12 protein-coding genes are annotated in these 15,950 nt (G+C 67.4%); 2 read left to right on the top strand and 10 right to left on the bottom strand.

The annotated features are described in order from the left end of the window. The first annotated feature begins 6 nt into the window (after nucleotides 1-6). Nucleotides 7-1,293, top strand: coding sequence for an isochorismate synthase (locus ACNPNP_RS03030; protein ID WP_448964586.1), 1,287 nt, complete (start codon nucleotides 7-9; stop codon nucleotides 1,291-1,293). A 1-nt stretch (nucleotide 1,294) separates the two neighbouring features. Here ACNPNP_RS03030 and ACNPNP_RS03035 read toward each other — a convergent pair whose 3' ends face one another. From ACNPNP_RS03035 to ACNPNP_RS03050, 4 genes are read right to left on the bottom strand one after another with little or no spacing between them, the layout of a single operon-like run. Beyond that, a complete protein-coding gene (locus ACNPNP_RS03035; RefSeq protein WP_448964587.1) occupies nucleotides 1,295-2,149 on the bottom strand; it encodes a PPK2 family polyphosphate kinase in 855 nt (284 codons plus the stop codon). A 40-nt stretch (nucleotides 2,150-2,189) separates the two neighbouring features. Next, on the bottom strand, nucleotides 2,190-2,660 hold the full coding sequence (locus tag ACNPNP_RS03040) for a hemerythrin domain-containing protein (protein ID WP_448964588.1): 471 nt from the start codon (nucleotides 2,658-2,660) through the stop codon (nucleotides 2,190-2,192). Further along, the gene (gene menD / locus ACNPNP_RS03045; RefSeq protein ID WP_448964589.1) at nucleotides 2,653-4,326 is read right to left on the bottom strand and encodes a 2-succinyl-5-enolpyruvyl-6-hydroxy-3-cyclohexene-1-carboxylic-acid synthase; all 1,674 of its coding nucleotides are present in this window, start codon (nucleotides 4,324-4,326) and stop codon (nucleotides 2,653-2,655) included. Before menD ends, ACNPNP_RS03040 begins: the two co-directional genes overlap by 8 nt. Next, on the bottom strand, nucleotides 4,323-4,670 hold the full coding sequence (locus tag ACNPNP_RS03050) for a PLD nuclease N-terminal domain-containing protein (protein ID WP_033106027.1): 348 nt from the start codon (nucleotides 4,668-4,670) through the stop codon (nucleotides 4,323-4,325). The genes menD and ACNPNP_RS03050 overlap by 4 nt, the downstream gene beginning before the upstream one ends. Before the next feature lie 73 nt (nucleotides 4,671-4,743). Between ACNPNP_RS03050 and ACNPNP_RS03055 the strand changes: the two genes are divergently transcribed. Further along, nucleotides 4,744-5,460, top strand: a complete 717-nt coding sequence (locus ACNPNP_RS03055; RefSeq protein ID WP_448964590.1) for a 4'-phosphopantetheinyl transferase family protein — start codon at nucleotides 4,744-4,746, stop codon at nucleotides 5,458-5,460. On the opposite strand, the gene ACNPNP_RS03060 is transcribed toward ACNPNP_RS03055, so the two are convergent. The 6 genes from ACNPNP_RS03060 to ACNPNP_RS03085 form a co-directional block, all read right to left on the bottom strand. Next, complete coding sequence (locus tag ACNPNP_RS03060; RefSeq protein ID WP_448964591.1) at nucleotides 5,363-6,679, bottom strand: M1 family metallopeptidase; 1,317 nt, start codon at nucleotides 6,677-6,679, stop codon at nucleotides 5,363-5,365. The genes ACNPNP_RS03055 and ACNPNP_RS03060 overlap by 98 nt on opposite strands. Next, nucleotides 6,676-10,605: a Pls/PosA family non-ribosomal peptide synthetase gene (locus ACNPNP_RS03065; protein ID WP_448964592.1), complete on the bottom strand. Its 3,930-nt coding sequence runs from the start codon at nucleotides 10,603-10,605 to the stop codon at nucleotides 6,676-6,678. The genes ACNPNP_RS03060 and ACNPNP_RS03065 overlap by 4 nt, the downstream gene beginning before the upstream one ends. 8 nt (nucleotides 10,606-10,613) lie before the next feature. Then, nucleotides 10,614-11,243, bottom strand: a complete 630-nt coding sequence (locus tag ACNPNP_RS03070; protein WP_448964593.1) for a hypothetical protein — start codon at nucleotides 11,241-11,243, stop codon at nucleotides 10,614-10,616. Between the two features lie 234 nt (nucleotides 11,244-11,477). Beyond that, nucleotides 11,478-13,112, bottom strand: a complete 1,635-nt coding sequence (locus ACNPNP_RS03075; RefSeq protein ID WP_448964594.1) for a LuxR C-terminal-related transcriptional regulator — start codon at nucleotides 13,110-13,112, stop codon at nucleotides 11,478-11,480. A gap of 137 nt (nucleotides 13,113-13,249) precedes the next feature. Further along, entirely contained in the window at nucleotides 13,250-14,227 is a 978-nt protein-coding gene (locus tag ACNPNP_RS03080; RefSeq protein WP_448964595.1) for a MauE/DoxX family redox-associated membrane protein, read from the bottom strand. A 65-nt stretch (nucleotides 14,228-14,292) separates the two neighbouring features. Then, nucleotides 14,293-15,501, bottom strand: a complete 1,209-nt coding sequence (locus ACNPNP_RS03085; protein WP_448964596.1) for a hypothetical protein — start codon at nucleotides 15,499-15,501, stop codon at nucleotides 14,293-14,295. Nucleotides 15,502-15,950 lie beyond the last annotated feature (449 nt).

Below are 15,950 nucleotides of genomic sequence, written 5' to 3' on the forward strand. Positions count from 1 at the left end.
GGGGAGGTGAGCAGAAGCCTGATCGTGCAGACCCGTGAGATCGATCCGGTCGAAGACCTTCTGGCCTACGCACACCCCTCCGCCCCGCTGGCCTGGCTGCGTCGGGGCGACGGGATCGTCGCTGTCGGCGAGGCGATGCCCGCGTCCATCCGCATCCCGGCCGGCACGGCATCCGTTCGGTCCGCGATGATGGCGGATGCCTGGCGCGAGCTCGCGTCCGCGGCAGAGGTCGATGACCCGATCAACCTGCCGGGCACCGGGCTGGTCGGCTTCGGCGCCCTGACGTTCGACGAGGATTCCGCCTCCGACAGCGTGCTCATCGTGCCGTCGGTCATCCTCGGCAAGCGCAAGGGTCGGGGCTGGATCACGCGCATCGCGCTGGCGGGCGATGAGCTTCCGCAGGACCGGCCGGACGCCACGCTCGAACGGCGTGCCTACGGGCCGCACTGGGCCGGCACCCTCGGCCCCGGGCAGCAGACCCCCGACGGCTATCAGGCCTCCATCCGCGCCGCGCTCGCGCGTATCGGCTCCGGTGAGATCAGCAAGGTCGTGCTCGCACGCGATCTCGCCGGAACCGTGCCGGGTGGGAGCGACCTGCGCAGACTCGTGCGCGAACTCTCGACGGGGTATCCCGACACCTGGACCTTCGCCATGGACGGCCTGATCGGTGCGAGTCCGGAGACGCTGGTCACTGTGCAGGACGGGGCGGTGACCGCGCGGGTGCTCGCGGGGACGATCGGCCGCGGGGCGGATGCCGATGAGGACACGGCCGCATCTGCATCGCTGTCGTCGAGCGTGAAGGACATCGACGAGCACGAGTACGCGGTGCAGAGCGTGCTGATCTCGCTGCGTCCGCACACCAGGGCGCTGGCCTCGAGCGAGCAGCCGTTCCTGCTCAAGCTGCCCAACCTGTTCCATCTCGCCACAGATGTCGAGGGCGAGTTGTCCGATGGCGCGTCCGCGCTCGATCTCGTCGGCGCCCTGCACCCGACGGCGGCCGTCGCCGGAACCCCGACGAAGGCCGCGATCGCCGCGATCCGCGAACTCGAGCCTTTCGACCGTGGCCGCTACGCGGGCCCTGTGGGCTGGGTCGACGGCGACGGCAACGGCGAATGGGCGATCGCGCTGCGCTGCGCGCAGTTCGAGGTCGGGTCCCTGCGCGGCGCGGATGATGCCGCCACGCTCGATGTGACCGCCTACGCCGGTGCCGGCATCGTGGCCGCGAGCGATCCCGAGAAGGAGCTGCTCGAGACCAGGGTGAAGTTCCGGCCGCTGGTCGACGCCCTGGCCTGATTCAGCTCGCAGCCAGGCGCTTCTTCTCCGCCTCGATGTCGAAGTCCGCGGCCGGCCACTGCGGGTCGATCTCCTCCAGCGCCGCCAGCAGCAGCTCCTGAACGGCGAGCCGCGCATACCATTTGCTGTTCGCCGGAACGACGTACCAGGGGGCGACCTGCGTCGAGGTGCGGTCGAACACCGTCTGATACGCGTCCATGTACTGCGGCCACAGCATCCGTTCGTCGACGTCGCCGGGGTTGTACTTCCAGTGCTTGTCCGGGCGTTCGAGGCGCTCCATCAGGCGCTCCTTCTGCTCGTGCGGCGAGATGTGCAGCATCACCTTCACGATGCGGGTGCCGGATGCCGCGACCTGAGCCTCGAAATCGTTGATCGCGCCGAAACGGCGCTCGATCTCGTCCGGCGGCGCGAGCTCGCGCACCTTGCCGATCAGCACGTCCTCGTAGTGCGATCGGTCGAAGACCCCGATGAAGCCCGGTTCTGGCAGCCGCTGCTCGATGCGCCACAGGAAATCACGAGAGCGCTCCTCCTCGGTCGGCGCCTTGAACGCCGTGAGCGCGATGCCTTGCGGGTCGACGCCGCCGACGACGTGCCTGACGATGCCGCCCTTGCCTGCGGAGTCCATCGCCTGCAGCACCAGCAGCACGGCATCCGTCGTGTCGCCCGTCCGGCTCGCGGCGTACAGCCGCTCCTGCAACTGCCCCAACGACTCGATGCCGACGGCGAGATCCTTCTGGCCGCTCTTCTTGTCGCCGTCGTAACCGGGATGGCTCGCCGGGTCGGCGTCGGCGAGGCGGAACCCCTCGTCCACTCGCAGGATCTCGGGTGCTGCAGCCGACCAGCCTCGTGTGCTCATGCGTACATCCTGCCCGTAGACCGCCGACGAGCGCGAGGATTCAGAACGAACCCAGCGCCTCGGTCGGCTCGGCTTCGAGCTCGAGCGCGTCCAGCACGATCAGCAGTTGCCGCTCCTCGTAACGGAAATGGCTCTCCATGATCGCGGCCACTCCCTCGAGATGCCGATCGAGCTCTTCCGGAGCGGCACGGGTGTCGACCGCCGACTGCAGCCCGCCCAGCAGGTGCGCGATCATCGAGTGATCCTGCTCGAGCTTGCGCAGCACGGGTGCCAGCTCTGGGTGCGCTGCCTCGATCGCGGGGAACAGCACGTGATCCTCGCTGCGATGGTGACCGTCCAGCGCGATGCAGAAGCCGTGGCAGTAGAGCAGCAGATCGCGCGCGGCTGTCGCCCCCGGTTCACCGTCGGCGACGGCCTGCCTCGTGACGCGCAGTGCGTCGCGCAGTGCGGCGTGCACCCGCCTGAGCTCAGCGCTCCACGCGGTGAACCTGCTCGTCTCGGCCTCAGTCACGGGGCAGCGGCACCTCGATGAGCTGTCGGCCCCCGACGGGTGTCGTGAGCACCTGATCCAGCGCGGCGCGCGTCGTGACGCGCTGATACGCCCACCCGTACGCGAGAGCGATCTGCTCGAGCTGCACGGTGTGCGGAGTGTAGAAGGCGCGGTCGAGGTCTTCCCTCGGCGCGGATGACGCGACCTCCAGCGAGTCGAAGATCGTGCCGCCGCCGTCGTTGCCGACGATCACCTGGATGCGCGGCTCGTTCTCGTCAGGCGGCAGCAGAAGCGCACCGACGTCGTGCAGGAACGCGAGATCGCCCAGCAGCACCCTCGTGACGCCCGCAGCGCCCTCGGCCTGGCTGGCGAGTGCGATGCCCATGGCTGTCGAGATCGTGCCGTCGATGCCGGCGAGCCCACGGTTGGAGTGCACCGGCACCTTCTTGCCGCCGAGCACGGCGTCGGCGACGCGCACCAGCCGCGAGGATCCGAACATCAGACGATCGTGCGGCCAAGTCGCCCGCCACACCGCGTCGACGAGCAGCTCACGATCGAGCGGACGCCGCACGGCCTCGAGCTCGGTGCGCACCGCGTCGCGACGGGCGGCGAAGTCGGTGGAGGAGAGTCCCTCGTGATCCGGGGCGCTCTCGCTGAGGTCGACGACGGAGGCCGCCGACGCCTCCATCCACGCACCCATCCAGGATCGGTCGGCCTCGCCCGGCGCGACGGAGACGGATGCCGCGGACACTGTTCGTCCGTTGAGATCGAGCGCCTCGCCGCCCGAGCGCACTGCGACGACCTGGACGTCGTCGCGGCGCAGCAGCGCGGTGACCTCGCGACTGAGAGTGGGATGGCCGAGCACCACGGCGCGCTGGATCCGACCGCCGAGGACGTCGTCGCGGAGCATCTCGCGGTAGCCGTGCACGATGTAGCGGCCGTATCGCGCGCCGCTGACGATCTCGGCGATCAGCGGCCACGTGCCGGCGTGGGCGATCTCCTCGGCCTCTGCTCCGGCATCCGCCCCCGCGATCACGACGGTGCGGAGGCCGCGGGTGAGAACGAACGGCTCCCCCGGCGTCGCCGTCGGAGCCGGGCCGGGAGCGACCGCGGCTTCCCCCACCGCTGCGGCGGACAGCGGCTCACGCGACGGAAGGTTCAGGTGCACGGGACCGGCGACTCCCGGCAGGGCCGTGGGGGCGGCATCCGCTCCCATCGCCGCGATGACCGCGCGCTCGGCGAGGCCGTCCCACGTGCCGTCGCCGGGTACAGGGGCATCGAGCGAGAGTCTCACGAACGGGTCGAACAGTCCCGGCTGGATCGTCGCCTGATTCGCGCCGACGCCGCGCAGTTCCGGAGGACGGTCCGCGGTGAGCAGCAGCAGCGGCACGCCGGAGTGGAAGGCCTCCATGGCGGCGGGAAGCAGGTTCGCCGTCGCCGTTCCCGACGTGCAGATGACCGCGGCCGGAACCCGCGTCTCGCGAGACAGGCCCAGCGCGGTGAATCCGGCGACCCGCTCGTCGATGCGCACATGCACGCGCACTGCGCCCTGACCGGCCAGGCGGGTGGCGGCGAGAGCGAGCGCCTGGGAACGCGACCCTGGCGAGATGACGATGTCTCGCACCCCGTGCGCGATGAGTTCAGCCAGAAGGGATGCCGCGGCATCCGACGCCGGCGACGCCGTCACGATCGCGGCTCAGCCGCCGGAGGGTCTGTCTCGTCGTCCAGGCGGGCGAGTTCCTCTTCGAGGCGGCGGATGCGCTCGTCCTGCTCTGTCTTGCCGAGGCTGCGCAGGAACTCCGGGTCATCGTCCGGCGCGGTCTGGTGGATGCTCTCCTGGTCGCGGCGGCGCCGACGCCCGAGGGCGAACCAGAGGATTCCGCCGAGCACGGGGATGAGCACCACGATGGCGATCCAGGCGGCCTTCGACGCGCCACGGTGCCGCGTCGCCGGCTGCACTGCGCAATCGACGATGCTGAACACCCAGAAGACGAGGGCCAGAAAACCCCCGACGATCAATAGTCTCGCCACAGGTCCAGTCTAGGCGGGTTAACCGTTGGTGGATTCCTGACTCGGGGCGCTCGGGGCGGCCTACGCTGAAGGCGTGAAGATCGAGGAGGCCGCTCTGGGTCCGGTGCGGATCGCCTGGACCGTCGCGGTGGACGACGCCGACCTTCTCGGCGCCGTGCGTGTGCTGGGGCCGTCGCAGAGGATCCGCCACGACAGCATGGATGCCGTGCGGGCGCGCCGATTCGCCACCGGACGACGACTCCTCTCCGCGCTCGTGCACGGGCCGTCGGCCGGGGCCGTTCGAATCGAGAGCGTGTGCGACCGATGCGGAGGCGACCATGGCCGCCCCCGAGTCGAGGGAGCGCCGTTCGCTGTGAGCCTCAGCTACGCCGGCGACATGGTCGTCGCTGCCGTCGTGGGTCTGGATGCGGCATCGGCCGTCGGCATCGACATCGAGCGCCGCACGTCGGATGTCGACTCGCCGATGCGCGAACTCACGCACCTGTTCGCACCGCACGAGCCGCCAGGGCTGCGCGAGTGGACCGAGATCGAGGCCTCCGTCAAGGCAGATGGGCGGGGGCTGCGCGTACCGCCTGCGGACGTCGCATTCGGCGAGCGCTCCCCGATGCTCCCTGGCGGTCGGGTCGTCCACGTTCCCGGTCGCCTCGAGCGCATGGAGGTCGCTCCTGCGCCGGGCCCTCCGGATCACATCGTCAGCGTCGCGGTCGTAGCTGCTGCGAACGAGGCAGCGCCGGGAGCGGCGCGGCATCCAGCCACGCATGGAACAGCTCCGCGAGCGGCGCCCCGGTGATCTCCTCCGCAAGCGCGATGAAGTCGCCCGTCGTCGCGGTCGCCCACCGGAAGCGCTCGGCCCACGTGCGCAGCAACCGGAAGAACGACTCGTCTCCGACGGTCAGCCGCACGGCGTGGAGGGTGAGCGCGCCGCGCTTGTAGATCCGGTCGTCGAACATCAGATCGGGACCGGGCTCGCCGAGGATGATGTCCTGGTCGAGGCTCGCGAGGCGCCGGTGATGCGCCACGGCCTCGTCGTGCGTGCTGGCACCGCCGGAACGCTCGGACCAGATCCATTCCGCGTAGCAGGCGAACCCCTCGTTCAGCCAGATGTCGCGCCACTGCGCGAGGCCGACGCTGTTGCCGAACCACTGGTGCGCGAGCTCGTGGGCGACCAGTCGCTCCGAACCGCCTTCGCCGTCGGCGTGGTTCGCCCCGAAGATGCCGACACCCTGTGCTTCGAGCGGGATCTCCAGTTCGTCCTCGGTGACGACGACACGGTAGTCGGGGAGCGGATAGGCGCCGAACGTCTCCTCGAACACCCTCATCATCTCCGGCAGGTCGGCGAAATCCGCCAGGACCCGGCTCTCCAGCGCCCGCGGGTAATGGAGTTCCCCCACGACACCCGCGAATTCGAGCGGCGTGGCGACGTATCGGCCGATCTGCACGGTCGCCAGATATGTGGCCGTGGGGATGTCGCGATCGAAGATCCACGTCGTCCTGCCGCCGCGGGTCGAGCGCGAGGTGGTACCGCCCGCGACCACCGTGTACGCGGAATCGGTGGTGAACGTCAGCCGGTAGGTCGCCTTGTCGGACGGGAGATCGTTGCACGGGAACCAGGTCGGCGCCCCCGTCGGCTGCGAGGCGATGATCACGCCGTCCTCCAGCTCTTCCCAGCCGATCGTCCCCCACCGGGACCGGCGCGGTCGCGGAGCACCCGCATAGGCGATGGTCACCGCGAATGCGTCTCCGGCGGCGAGCGGAGTGCCGAGGGAGACCCGGAGCTTCCGATCGCTCTGGCGGAACGGCACCGATTTGCCGGAATCGAGCCGCACACGAGAGGCGCGCAACCCGACGAGATCGAAGGACAGCGCGCTGGTCGCGGCGCGGACGTGCCCGCGCACGACCGCTGTGCCGCTGAGGCGGTTGGTCGTCACCTTGTAGTCGAGCTCGAGCTCGTAGTGGTCGACGCTGATGTTCGCGTCGCCGCTCTGCGCGACGTACGGGTCGCCGCTCACAGGTCGGCAGCCTGGTATGCGCGGACCTTGACCGCTCGCCACGGTCCGATCGGGTTCCCGCTCCAGCGGCTGCCGACCGGAACCGTCTCACCGCGCATCACCAGGGACGCGGGTCCGACGGTCGCGTCGGCGCCGATCGAGGCAGCCGGCAGGATCACGCTGTGCGGTCCGAGGGTCGCGCCCGCTTCGAGTGTCACTGTGTCGGTGCTCATCACTCGATCATGGAACAGATGCGTCTGAACCACACATCCTCGGTTCACGGTCGCCCCGTCGCCGAGTGTGACGAGGTCGGGCTCCGGAAGCCAGTAGCTGTCGGTCCAGACGCCGCGGCCGACCTTGGCACCGAGTGAACGCAGCCACATCGCGAGGATCGGCGTGCCCGCTGCCGCATTCGCGAACCAGGGTGCGGCGAGCATCTCCGTGAAGGTGTCGGAGACCTCGGTGCGCCAGACGAAACTCGACCAGAGCGGGTGCTCACCGGGACGGATGCGCCCGACGATGACCCACTTCGCGATCGTGCTGATCAACGCCGCGAGCAGGCCCGCGAGCATGATGACGGCGCCGGAGAGCACCACGGTCGCCACCAGCCCCCATGTCCCGATCATCGCGGCGAGCGCGAACAGGACGGCGACGCCGAGAGCGCAGCTGACGACCACGGGAACGATGCGGCACAGCTCCCACAGGGCGCGGGCGACGCGAAGTGCGCCGCGCGGCCGGTACGTGCGCTCGAGGTCGGCGTCGTTGACAACGCGGCGCAGCCTCATCGCCGGCGAGCCGAGCCACGATGACCCCGGCTTCGATTTCTCGGGCGCCACCGAGAGCACCGCGACCAGACCGTCGCGCGGCACCCTGTGACCGGGACCGGCCATGCCGGAGTTGCCCAGGAAGGCGCGCTTGCCGATGCGCGCACGATCGATGCGCATCCATCCGCCCTTGAGCTCGTAAGCCGCGACCATCGTGTCGTCGGCGAGGAACGCGCCGTCGTCGATGGTCGTCATGGACGGGATCAGCAGCACCGTGGACGCCTCGACCTCGCGGCCGACCTTGGCGCCCAGCATCCTCAGCCAGATCGGCGTGAACAGGCTCGAGTAGATCGGGAACAGGATCGTGCGGGCGGAGTCGAGGAGCCTCTCGGTCGACCACGCCTGCCATGCGACGCGGCTGCGGACGGCGTGGATGCCCTCGTTCAGGCCGATCGACAGCAGCCGGGTGAGCAGCACCACCAGCGCGGCGAGAGTGAGACCGGCTGCGAGCGTCGCAGGAACCAGCCATGCGGCGACGACAGGGAGGGCGGCGAGAAGGGATTCGGATCCCCGGATCGCCTGTGCGATCACGAGCACGCCGACGCCGTAGGCGATGAAGGGAAGCAGGGCGAGGCCTACGGAGGAGAGGCCGTAGACCCAGAGCCATCTGCGGGGAGCGAGCGGACGCTCCGGCGCCAGCGGGCTGGATGTTCCCCCCACGCGCACCGCGGGAGAGCCCGCCCATCGCTGGCCGGCCCTGACGCGGCCGAACACCGCCGAACCAGGGGCGATCTCGGCATCGCGGCCGATCTTCGTACCGGGGGCAAGGGTGCTCCGCGCGCCGATCGTGGCACCGGCACCGATGCGGATGCCGCCGATGCGCACGGTGTCGCCGTCGATCCAGTACCCGGAGAGATCGACCTCTGGCTCGATCGCCGCGCCCTCGGCGACGACGAGCATGCCCGTCACCGGCGGCAGCGCGTGTAGATCGACGTTCGGTCCGATCTTGGCACCGAGAGCGCGTGCGTAGTAGGTGACCCACGGCGCTCCGGCAAGGCCCACCGGATCGATCTGGTGGGCGATCTGCTCGGCCAGCCAGAGGCGCAGATGCACCCCTCCCCCACGCGGGTAGTCGCCCGGTCGCACTCCCGCGAGCAGCAGCCTGGACAGGCCGGCCGACACCGCCATCCGTCCGAACGGGATCACGAAGATCAGCAGACCGAAGACGATGACCCACCATGGGGCGTCCGGCAGGAACTCGAATCCCGGCACGAGCTGCAGGAGCCAGCTGCCGGTGAGCAGCCACAGCGTCCAGCGGATGCCGGTGAGGATGAACAGCGGCACACCCGCGACGCTCTGCACCCACTGCATGATCCTCGGCGTGGGATGCGCCGTGCTGAAGGTCGCGGCCGCGTCGTCCTCGTCGGAGGCCTCCTCTTCGACGGCATCCGCCATCTGCCTGAGCTTCGGCAGATCGTAGACGTCGGCCATGGTGAACTCGGGAGCGCGGACACGGATGCGGGAGACGAGCTGCGCGGCGGCGAGGGAGCCGCCGCCGAGCTGGAAGAAATCGGCCTTCTCATCGGCGGGTCGGATGCCGAGCACGGCCAGCCATTGCTCGGCGAGCCACGCCGCGGTGCCCGACAGCGAGGAGTCCGAGCCGGTTGTGTCTTCGAGCGGCCAGGGCAGCGCGGCCTTGTCGACCTTGCCTGACGTGCGCACCGGGAGGTCGTCCATCACGGCGAGCAGCGGGATCAGCGGCGCCGGCAGCGTCTCGGCGAGCTCGGCGCGGGCGGTCTGGCGGTCGAAGCCCTCGGCAGGGACGACGTAGCCGACGAGCAGCGGCACGCCGCCTTCCGAACGCTGCACGACCACGGTGGCGGCGGAGACGGCAGACAGCGCCTGCAGAGCCGATTCGACCTCGCCGAGTTCGATGCGGCGTCCGCCGACCTTCACCTGGTCGTCGGCACGGCCCTGGAACAGCAGACCTGCGGGATCGGCGCGCACGAGGTCGCCCGACCGATAGGCGCGCTCCCAGCCGAGCGACGGCATAGGCGCGTACTTCTCGGCATCCTTGGCGGGGTCGAGGTACCGGGCGAGACCGACACCTCCGATGATCAGCTCGCCGACCTCGCCGTCTGCGACGCGGTTGCCGTCCGCATCCACGACGGCGAGGTTCCATCCGTCCAGCGGCAGTCCGATGCGCACGGGACCTTCGCCGTCGAGCAGTGCAGCGCATGCCACGACCGTCGCCTCGGTCGGACCATAGGTGTTCCACACCTCGCGGCCCTCGGAGACGAGGCGAGCGACAAGTTCGGGCGGGCAGGCCTCTCCCCCGAAGATCAGGAGGCGGACGTTCTCAATGGCGTCCTGAGGCCACAGTGCGGCCAGCGTCGGAACAGTGGAGACCACGGTGATCCCGTGGCCGAGGAGCCAAGGCCCGAGGTCTTCTCCCGAACGAACGAGCGCGCGGGGCGCGGGGACGAGACAGGCACCGTAGCGCCACGCGAGCCACATCTCCTCGCACGACGCGTCGAACGCGACGGAGAGGCCCGCGAGCACCCGGTCACCCGGACCGAGCGGTGCATTCTGCAGGAAGAGGCGCGCCTCTGCGTCGACGAAGGCCGCCGCGGAGCGATGCGTGACGGCGACGCCCTTTGGCACACCGGTCGAGCCGGACGTGAAGATGATCCAGGCGTCGTCGTCGACCGTGGGCATGGGCGCGGTGATGATCGCGCTCGAGCTCGGGTGGGGCGCGTCGCCGTCGAAGAGAGCTCTCGTCGTCTCAGATGCCGCGGACGCCCGCGGTTCGTAGACTCCTGCTCCGGTGATCACGCCGGCGACGCCGGCCTCTCCGAAGACGAGTTCCGCCCGCTCCTGAGGGTCGTCGGCGTCGACGGGCACGTAGGCGGCACCGGCGGCCATGATCCCGAGGATCGCGATGTAGAGCTCGCGGTCGCCAGACGGCATTCGCACGCCGACGCGGTCGCCCTTGTCCACGCCGTTCTCGCGAAGGCGTGCGGCGGTCTGCCAGACGAGCGCCAGCAGCTCGGCGTAGCTCAGGGCGCCGTCGGCGTCTTCCAGTGCCGATGCCTGCGGATGCTGCTCGGCGGATGCTCGGAGGATGTCGATCAACGTACGCGAGGCGGTCGCGTCGCCGGAGTGGTCGAGATACTCCTGCATCGGCGGGTTCAAGCCGACAGAAGGGTGATCAGCTGCGCCTTGTTGAGCCGGGAGAATCCGGTGCGGCCCTCGGCGGCGGCGCGTGCGCGCAGCTGCACGACGGTGAGAGTCGACAGATCGGATGCTGCGGGTGCAGTGGCCTTCGGTGCCGCGGTGCGCGCCGCAGCAGGCTTGGCGGCGGGCTTGGTTGCAGCAGCGGGCTTTGTCGCGGCAGTGGGCTTCGCCGCGGCCGGCTTAGTCGCAGGCTTCTCCGCAGCAGGCTTGGAAACGGGCTTCACGACCGTCTCGGCCTTCGCCGACTTTTCAGCCTTCTTTGCCTTCGCCGCCTTGTTCGCAGCCTCGGCTTGCAGCTTCTTGGCGGCGTCGGCCTTCGCGGCCAGCTTGCTCTCGATCTTGTCCGCGGTCTTCTCGATGCGATCGATCGCGGCGACCGCCTTCTTCTCGACCTTGCGGGGGCTGCTCTCGACCTTCTTCTTCTTCGCCTTCGAGACGTCCTTGGCGTCGTCTGCGAGGGCGCGGAGCTTCTTCGCGTCCTTCTTCGGGAGCGTCTTGCTCAGCCGCTTGGCGTCCTTCGCGGCCTCAGCCGCGGCATCCAATGCAGCGTTCGCCGACTTCACGGCCTTGGTGATCTTCGCCATCTTCACTCCCTCAATCCGCATGTCCGCCGCGGGATGACGGCGTACTGCATGCGGCGCACATCGTACAGGGGCAAGAAGAACGGTACGGAAACTGTCGTCACACGGGTTCGCCCTTCGTCGCCTTGCAGCCGACTGGTGACTCCCAACAGCAGAAGACGGTCCGCTGCAAACGCTCGTCACAACGATTGGAGGGCAAGGGATAGCGAGTTATGAGCTGAGAGCCTCTCGTATCCTCTACTCGTCATTCTCGACGATCAGGTGGCGATCCACGGCTATAGCGAGGGCTTCATCCCGGCTGGAGGCTCCAAGCTTTCGATAGAGGCTTTTGAGCTGGGTTTTCACAGTGTTCTTGGACACGGTGAGTTCAGCAGCGATCTGTGACGCGGAACTGGTGGTGACAAGAACGCGGAGAACTGCGATCTCGCGTTCGCTCAGCAAAGCATCCGGCTTGATTGTGGGAACGATCGCGCGGATGGGGATGCCGTCGAACAGCCTGCTGTAGCCGCTGCTACAAAGGCCTGCGACCACGTGCGCCATGTCTGCCGAGGGCAGCATTGCGATCGCGAGACGCTGACCGGTACGTTCTAGCAGTGAGCCGAGCTGATCGATAAGCCCCGGCATGCGGGGACTGCCGGGAATCTTCATCAGGGCTGCGCACTCGATGGCGAGCGCTTCGGCCAGTTGGCGCGAGGTGAGGGTGGCCCCCGCGATCCGCTGCAGCTCCCTCAGCGCTGTGCCGTGTCGGCCTAACGCCAACTCGACCCGTGCGCGACCGATGCTCCTGTACGGCCCACTCGGAGCATCGCGTTTCAGTATCACGTTCGCTGCGTCCGCCTTGCCTGCCGCAAGCTGGAGCAGCGCCCGAGTGGTGGCCAGATTAGCTCTGGTTCTCGAGGATCGTCCCTCTCCTCCGCGTAGCACCGCGAGTGCCTCGAGAGCAGAGAGAGCTCGCCCCGGATAGCCTTCCACCGCATCCGTCAGAGCCTCTGTGATTCCGATGCTCACCCAGTGCTCGATCGTTCTACGATCGTGCACCATCGCAGATAGGTGTTCCCGTGCTGCGGCAGCGTCAAAGCGTTCCAGTGCAGATAGCGCTTCGCCAAGACGGTAGAAGGTGCCGACATACCAGGAGCGCTGTTGGTCGGTCCAACGATCTTCTTGGGCTATCGCAAGAACGTGATCAGTCTCCTGGAGATCTCCTCGTATGGCATGAATCCCCGCCAGCATGGACAGGTTGCCGAAGGCAGACGATGGTCCGACCGGGGGTGCCTCAGCGAGACCCTTCTCGAACGCATCGAGAGCAGCGTCTGTCTGCCCCGCGTAGTAGAGCGAAATACCCAACTGCGAGTACAAGCGGGGGAGCTCAAGGATGCTACGACGTTCGGGCTCACGGAGGTGATCCAGAATTCTGATCGCTTTCCTGGCTGGTTTGATCCCCAGTGCGGGCCGACCGACTAACCGAAAAGCAGCAGCCTGGGTGGAAAGGATGAAGGCGTGGTCGAGCGGGTTCAGCCTTGTTGCCGACGCATTTGCAGCGTGACTGGCGATAGCGAAGTATCGAAGACCCTTCACCCGGTAGCGGGGGATCCCGTTATACGTGGTTGCCAACAGCATCGTAAGCAGCGGGTGACTGCGCAGTTCTGCGGCTGGCAGACGTTCCAGCGCGGTCTGCACTTCGCTGTAGTCCGAGCGCAGAAGTGGAGCCCAGTTGTCACGCACGATCTCTGTCGCCTGATCGAAATCTCCGCGTTCCATCGCATCGGAAAGCGCGATGATGACGTCTGGATGGTCGTTCGGTTGGGGCGGAGCTTGACCACCCGAGACAGTGGACGGCGAGAGGGACTGATACTGACGATCTGGGACGACCACTGTTTTACTCCGGAACGGAACGTAAAGATGATGAGCAACTGCGGTGGCAGTTGCCGGGAATCGCCACTAACGGACTTCCCCAGCGTTCCAAGCGGTAGCTCGATCCTAGCGGGGAATCAGACGGCGACTTCGCACCCCTACACGGAAGGATGGAGAAGTAAAGTGGAGCGTTCGACGAGCTCCTGAACGGCATCCGTACCCGCGACGGGATCCGCCAGAATCTCCCCTCCAGCACCCACAAGAACTGCTGCGGGATAGGCAGACACCCGTACATAGCCGGCGAGTGTCCACCCGCCAAAAAGGCTGAAAGGCGCGAGATCCGGATGCTCCTTAACGAAGCTGTCCTTGTCCCCGGCGACGATGAGAAGCATGTCGGTGGATGACGGGAGCTGTTTGCGAACGTCGTCACTGCTGTCGAGCAAGGCAGAGCAAGAATGGCAGCCAGGTCGGACGATCGTGATGAGTTTCGGTCGATCGAGCATATCCATCAGCCGCACTGGTTCATCCGCGCTTGTGGCGAAGTAGAGATCAGGCAACGTCGTTCCCGTTAAGTCTCCCGGCTGACTAGGTGACGCCCCACCGGTGAGAGGCCGTCGAACCGAGAGCGTGAATGTAGCGGTGAGAGACGCGAGCAACAAGACAACGACAAGCCACGCAAGATCACCCTGGTCCAACACTCCGATCGCTGCCGCCACGCCCGGGAAGCTCCCAATGCCTAAGAAGGCGGTCCCGAGTGCGGCCGATAACAAGAGAGCGTTCCGCCACACCACGGCGGGACCCAGGGGCGATTGCGTTGCACCGAAGCAGCCGCAGTCGAAGTTTTCTCCTCGCATCACCGCACGTGCGGTGATGGCGACGAACACCGCGGTCGCAGCGACTGTGACGAGGCCAGCAACGAAGAACACCCATCCTCGAGTGGTCACCAGGGCTACCCCGAGGAGAATCTCTCCCACTGCTAGTGCCAGCGCTGTAGACCGCGTGCGGAACACGGCAGGGACCCCGAAGTTTGTCAGCGCAGTCACCACCGTTTGCGGTCTGCGAAGCTTCAACACCCCAGCGGTGACAAAGACCGCAGCGAGCACTACCGGCAGCAGTGCAAGTGCCAACGATGTCATGCCCTAGCTCCGCCCACATGTGGACGACGAACTCGCCCGCGCGCTCCCTTGCGCGAAGAGTGAACTCAGCATGGCTCCAGACCGGCGATGATGCCACCGAATGTGCCGTTCGCCGACTTGTAGTCGTAGAATTCAGCGCCAGGCATGCGGTGGTTGGCGATCTCGCTCCATGCGCCTGTCTCATAGTTGTACTGCCACACGCTGTTGTCGGATGTGAGGACGCGTCCGATGCGGTTGCCGTCGACATCCACGAAGAACGTGGCGTCAAGGATGGGAAGCCCGTTGGGCGGCGGGGTCGCTCCGGTGACGCCGTTCAGGATGGCGGAATCACTCGCAATGATCCCACCGGCAGAGCCATTCACCACGTCGTAATCGTAGAAGGCCGCGCCCGCCATACGGTGACTTGTGATCTCGCTCCACGCGCCTGTTTCGTAGCTGTACTGCCACACGCTGTTGTCGGATGTGAGGACGCGTCCGATGCGGTTGCCGTCGACATCCACGAAGAACGTGGCGTCAAGGATGGGAAGCCCGTTGGGTGTCGGCACTGCACCGGTGAGACCATTCAAGATGCTGGAGCCACCGGCGACGATGGTTCCGCCGACCGGGCCTGAGGCTTTGGTGTCATAGAAGGCCGCACCCGGGTAGGTGCCAACAGCGGCCGTGCGCCACGCGCCTGTTTCAAAGTTGTACTGCCAGATGCTGCCATCGGTGGTGAGAACACGTCCGATGCGGTTGCCGGCAGGGTCGAGGAAAAAGGCGACGTCGACGATCGGGAGCCCGTCAGGGGTCGGAGTCGTGCCCGTGGCGCCGTTCAAGATGGCCCCGCCTGCGACGGGGGCAGTGACCGGTGCGGAAACAGAGTTGGCGCCCGATGTTGCGGTGAGTACGGTGTTCCCGCCCGCCGCCGGCACGTTGATATCCGGCAATGTGAGCAGGCCGGATGCCCCGGTGACACCAGTGTGACTGGTGGACCCATCGGCGAATGTATACCCGTCGTCGAGCGTGACCGTCACGGTGACCCCTGCCGCTGCCGTACCGTCGTCGGCAACCCGCACCTGGACGCCGGTAAGCACCCCGCAGCGATCACCTGGGTACGAAGGCTGCGTGAACTCGAGTGTCTGCGTGGTGGTTGATGCGGCCGCAAGCGGTGTGGCCACGGCTACGGCGATTACGGGAACGGCCCATGCACTTGCCTTCACCACCGTGCGCCGCTTGATTCCCGATGTGGTCACGGTCTCATCGGTCAGGGGAACGGCCTGGAATCCGTCGGTCATCGTTGCAGGTTTCTTCGTGGACACGGAGAACGGCACCTTCCCTCTGGGAGCGCGGTCACGCTCCTTACTTACTTATGACGTTCCTATCGTGGTCTTGGAGGCAGTACGAGCGATTTCACCCCGCTGTCACCCTGGGTCTCCGACGAGTTGGTCGAGGGTCGTCGACAGGGTGAATCGAGGATGAAAACCCTGCGGGTCGGTGGCCGATGCCCGCTAGGAATGGTGATGAGCCAACGCAGGCACTCACATTTCGCTCACACCGAAGAAGGGGTTCGATCATCGTGACCGATGCAGAACGCCCATACTCCATCAGTCCCGACTCGGCCACGGCTCCGCGGGCGGGGATCTATCAACGGCCGGTCATCAATGCGGCGTGGGCCCTGCCTGTGATTGCTTCCGCCGTCTCGACTCCATCCTCGTAACGCACCCGAGCTCAAGACGCTCGAAGG

This window comes from Microbacterium xerophyticum, assembly GCF_053543555.1.

Coding starts and splice junctions, on each gene's coding strand:
- ACNPNP_RS03080 (WP_448964595.1), bottom strand. CDS start 14,227: ATGACATCGTTGGCACTTGCACTGCTGCCGGTAGTGCTCGCTGCGGTC.
- ACNPNP_RS03085 (WP_448964596.1), bottom strand. CDS start 15,501: ATGACCGACGGATTCCAGGCCGTTCCCCTGACCGATGAGACCGTGACC.
- ACNPNP_RS03065 (WP_448964592.1), bottom strand. CDS start 10,605: ATGCAGGAGTATCTCGACCACTCCGGCGACGCGACCGCCTCGCGTACG.
- ACNPNP_RS03070 (WP_448964593.1), bottom strand. CDS start 11,243: ATGGCGAAGATCACCAAGGCCGTGAAGTCGGCGAACGCTGCATTGGAT.
- ACNPNP_RS03035 (WP_448964587.1), bottom strand. CDS start 2,149: ATGAGCACACGAGGCTGGTCGGCTGCAGCACCCGAGATCCTGCGAGTG.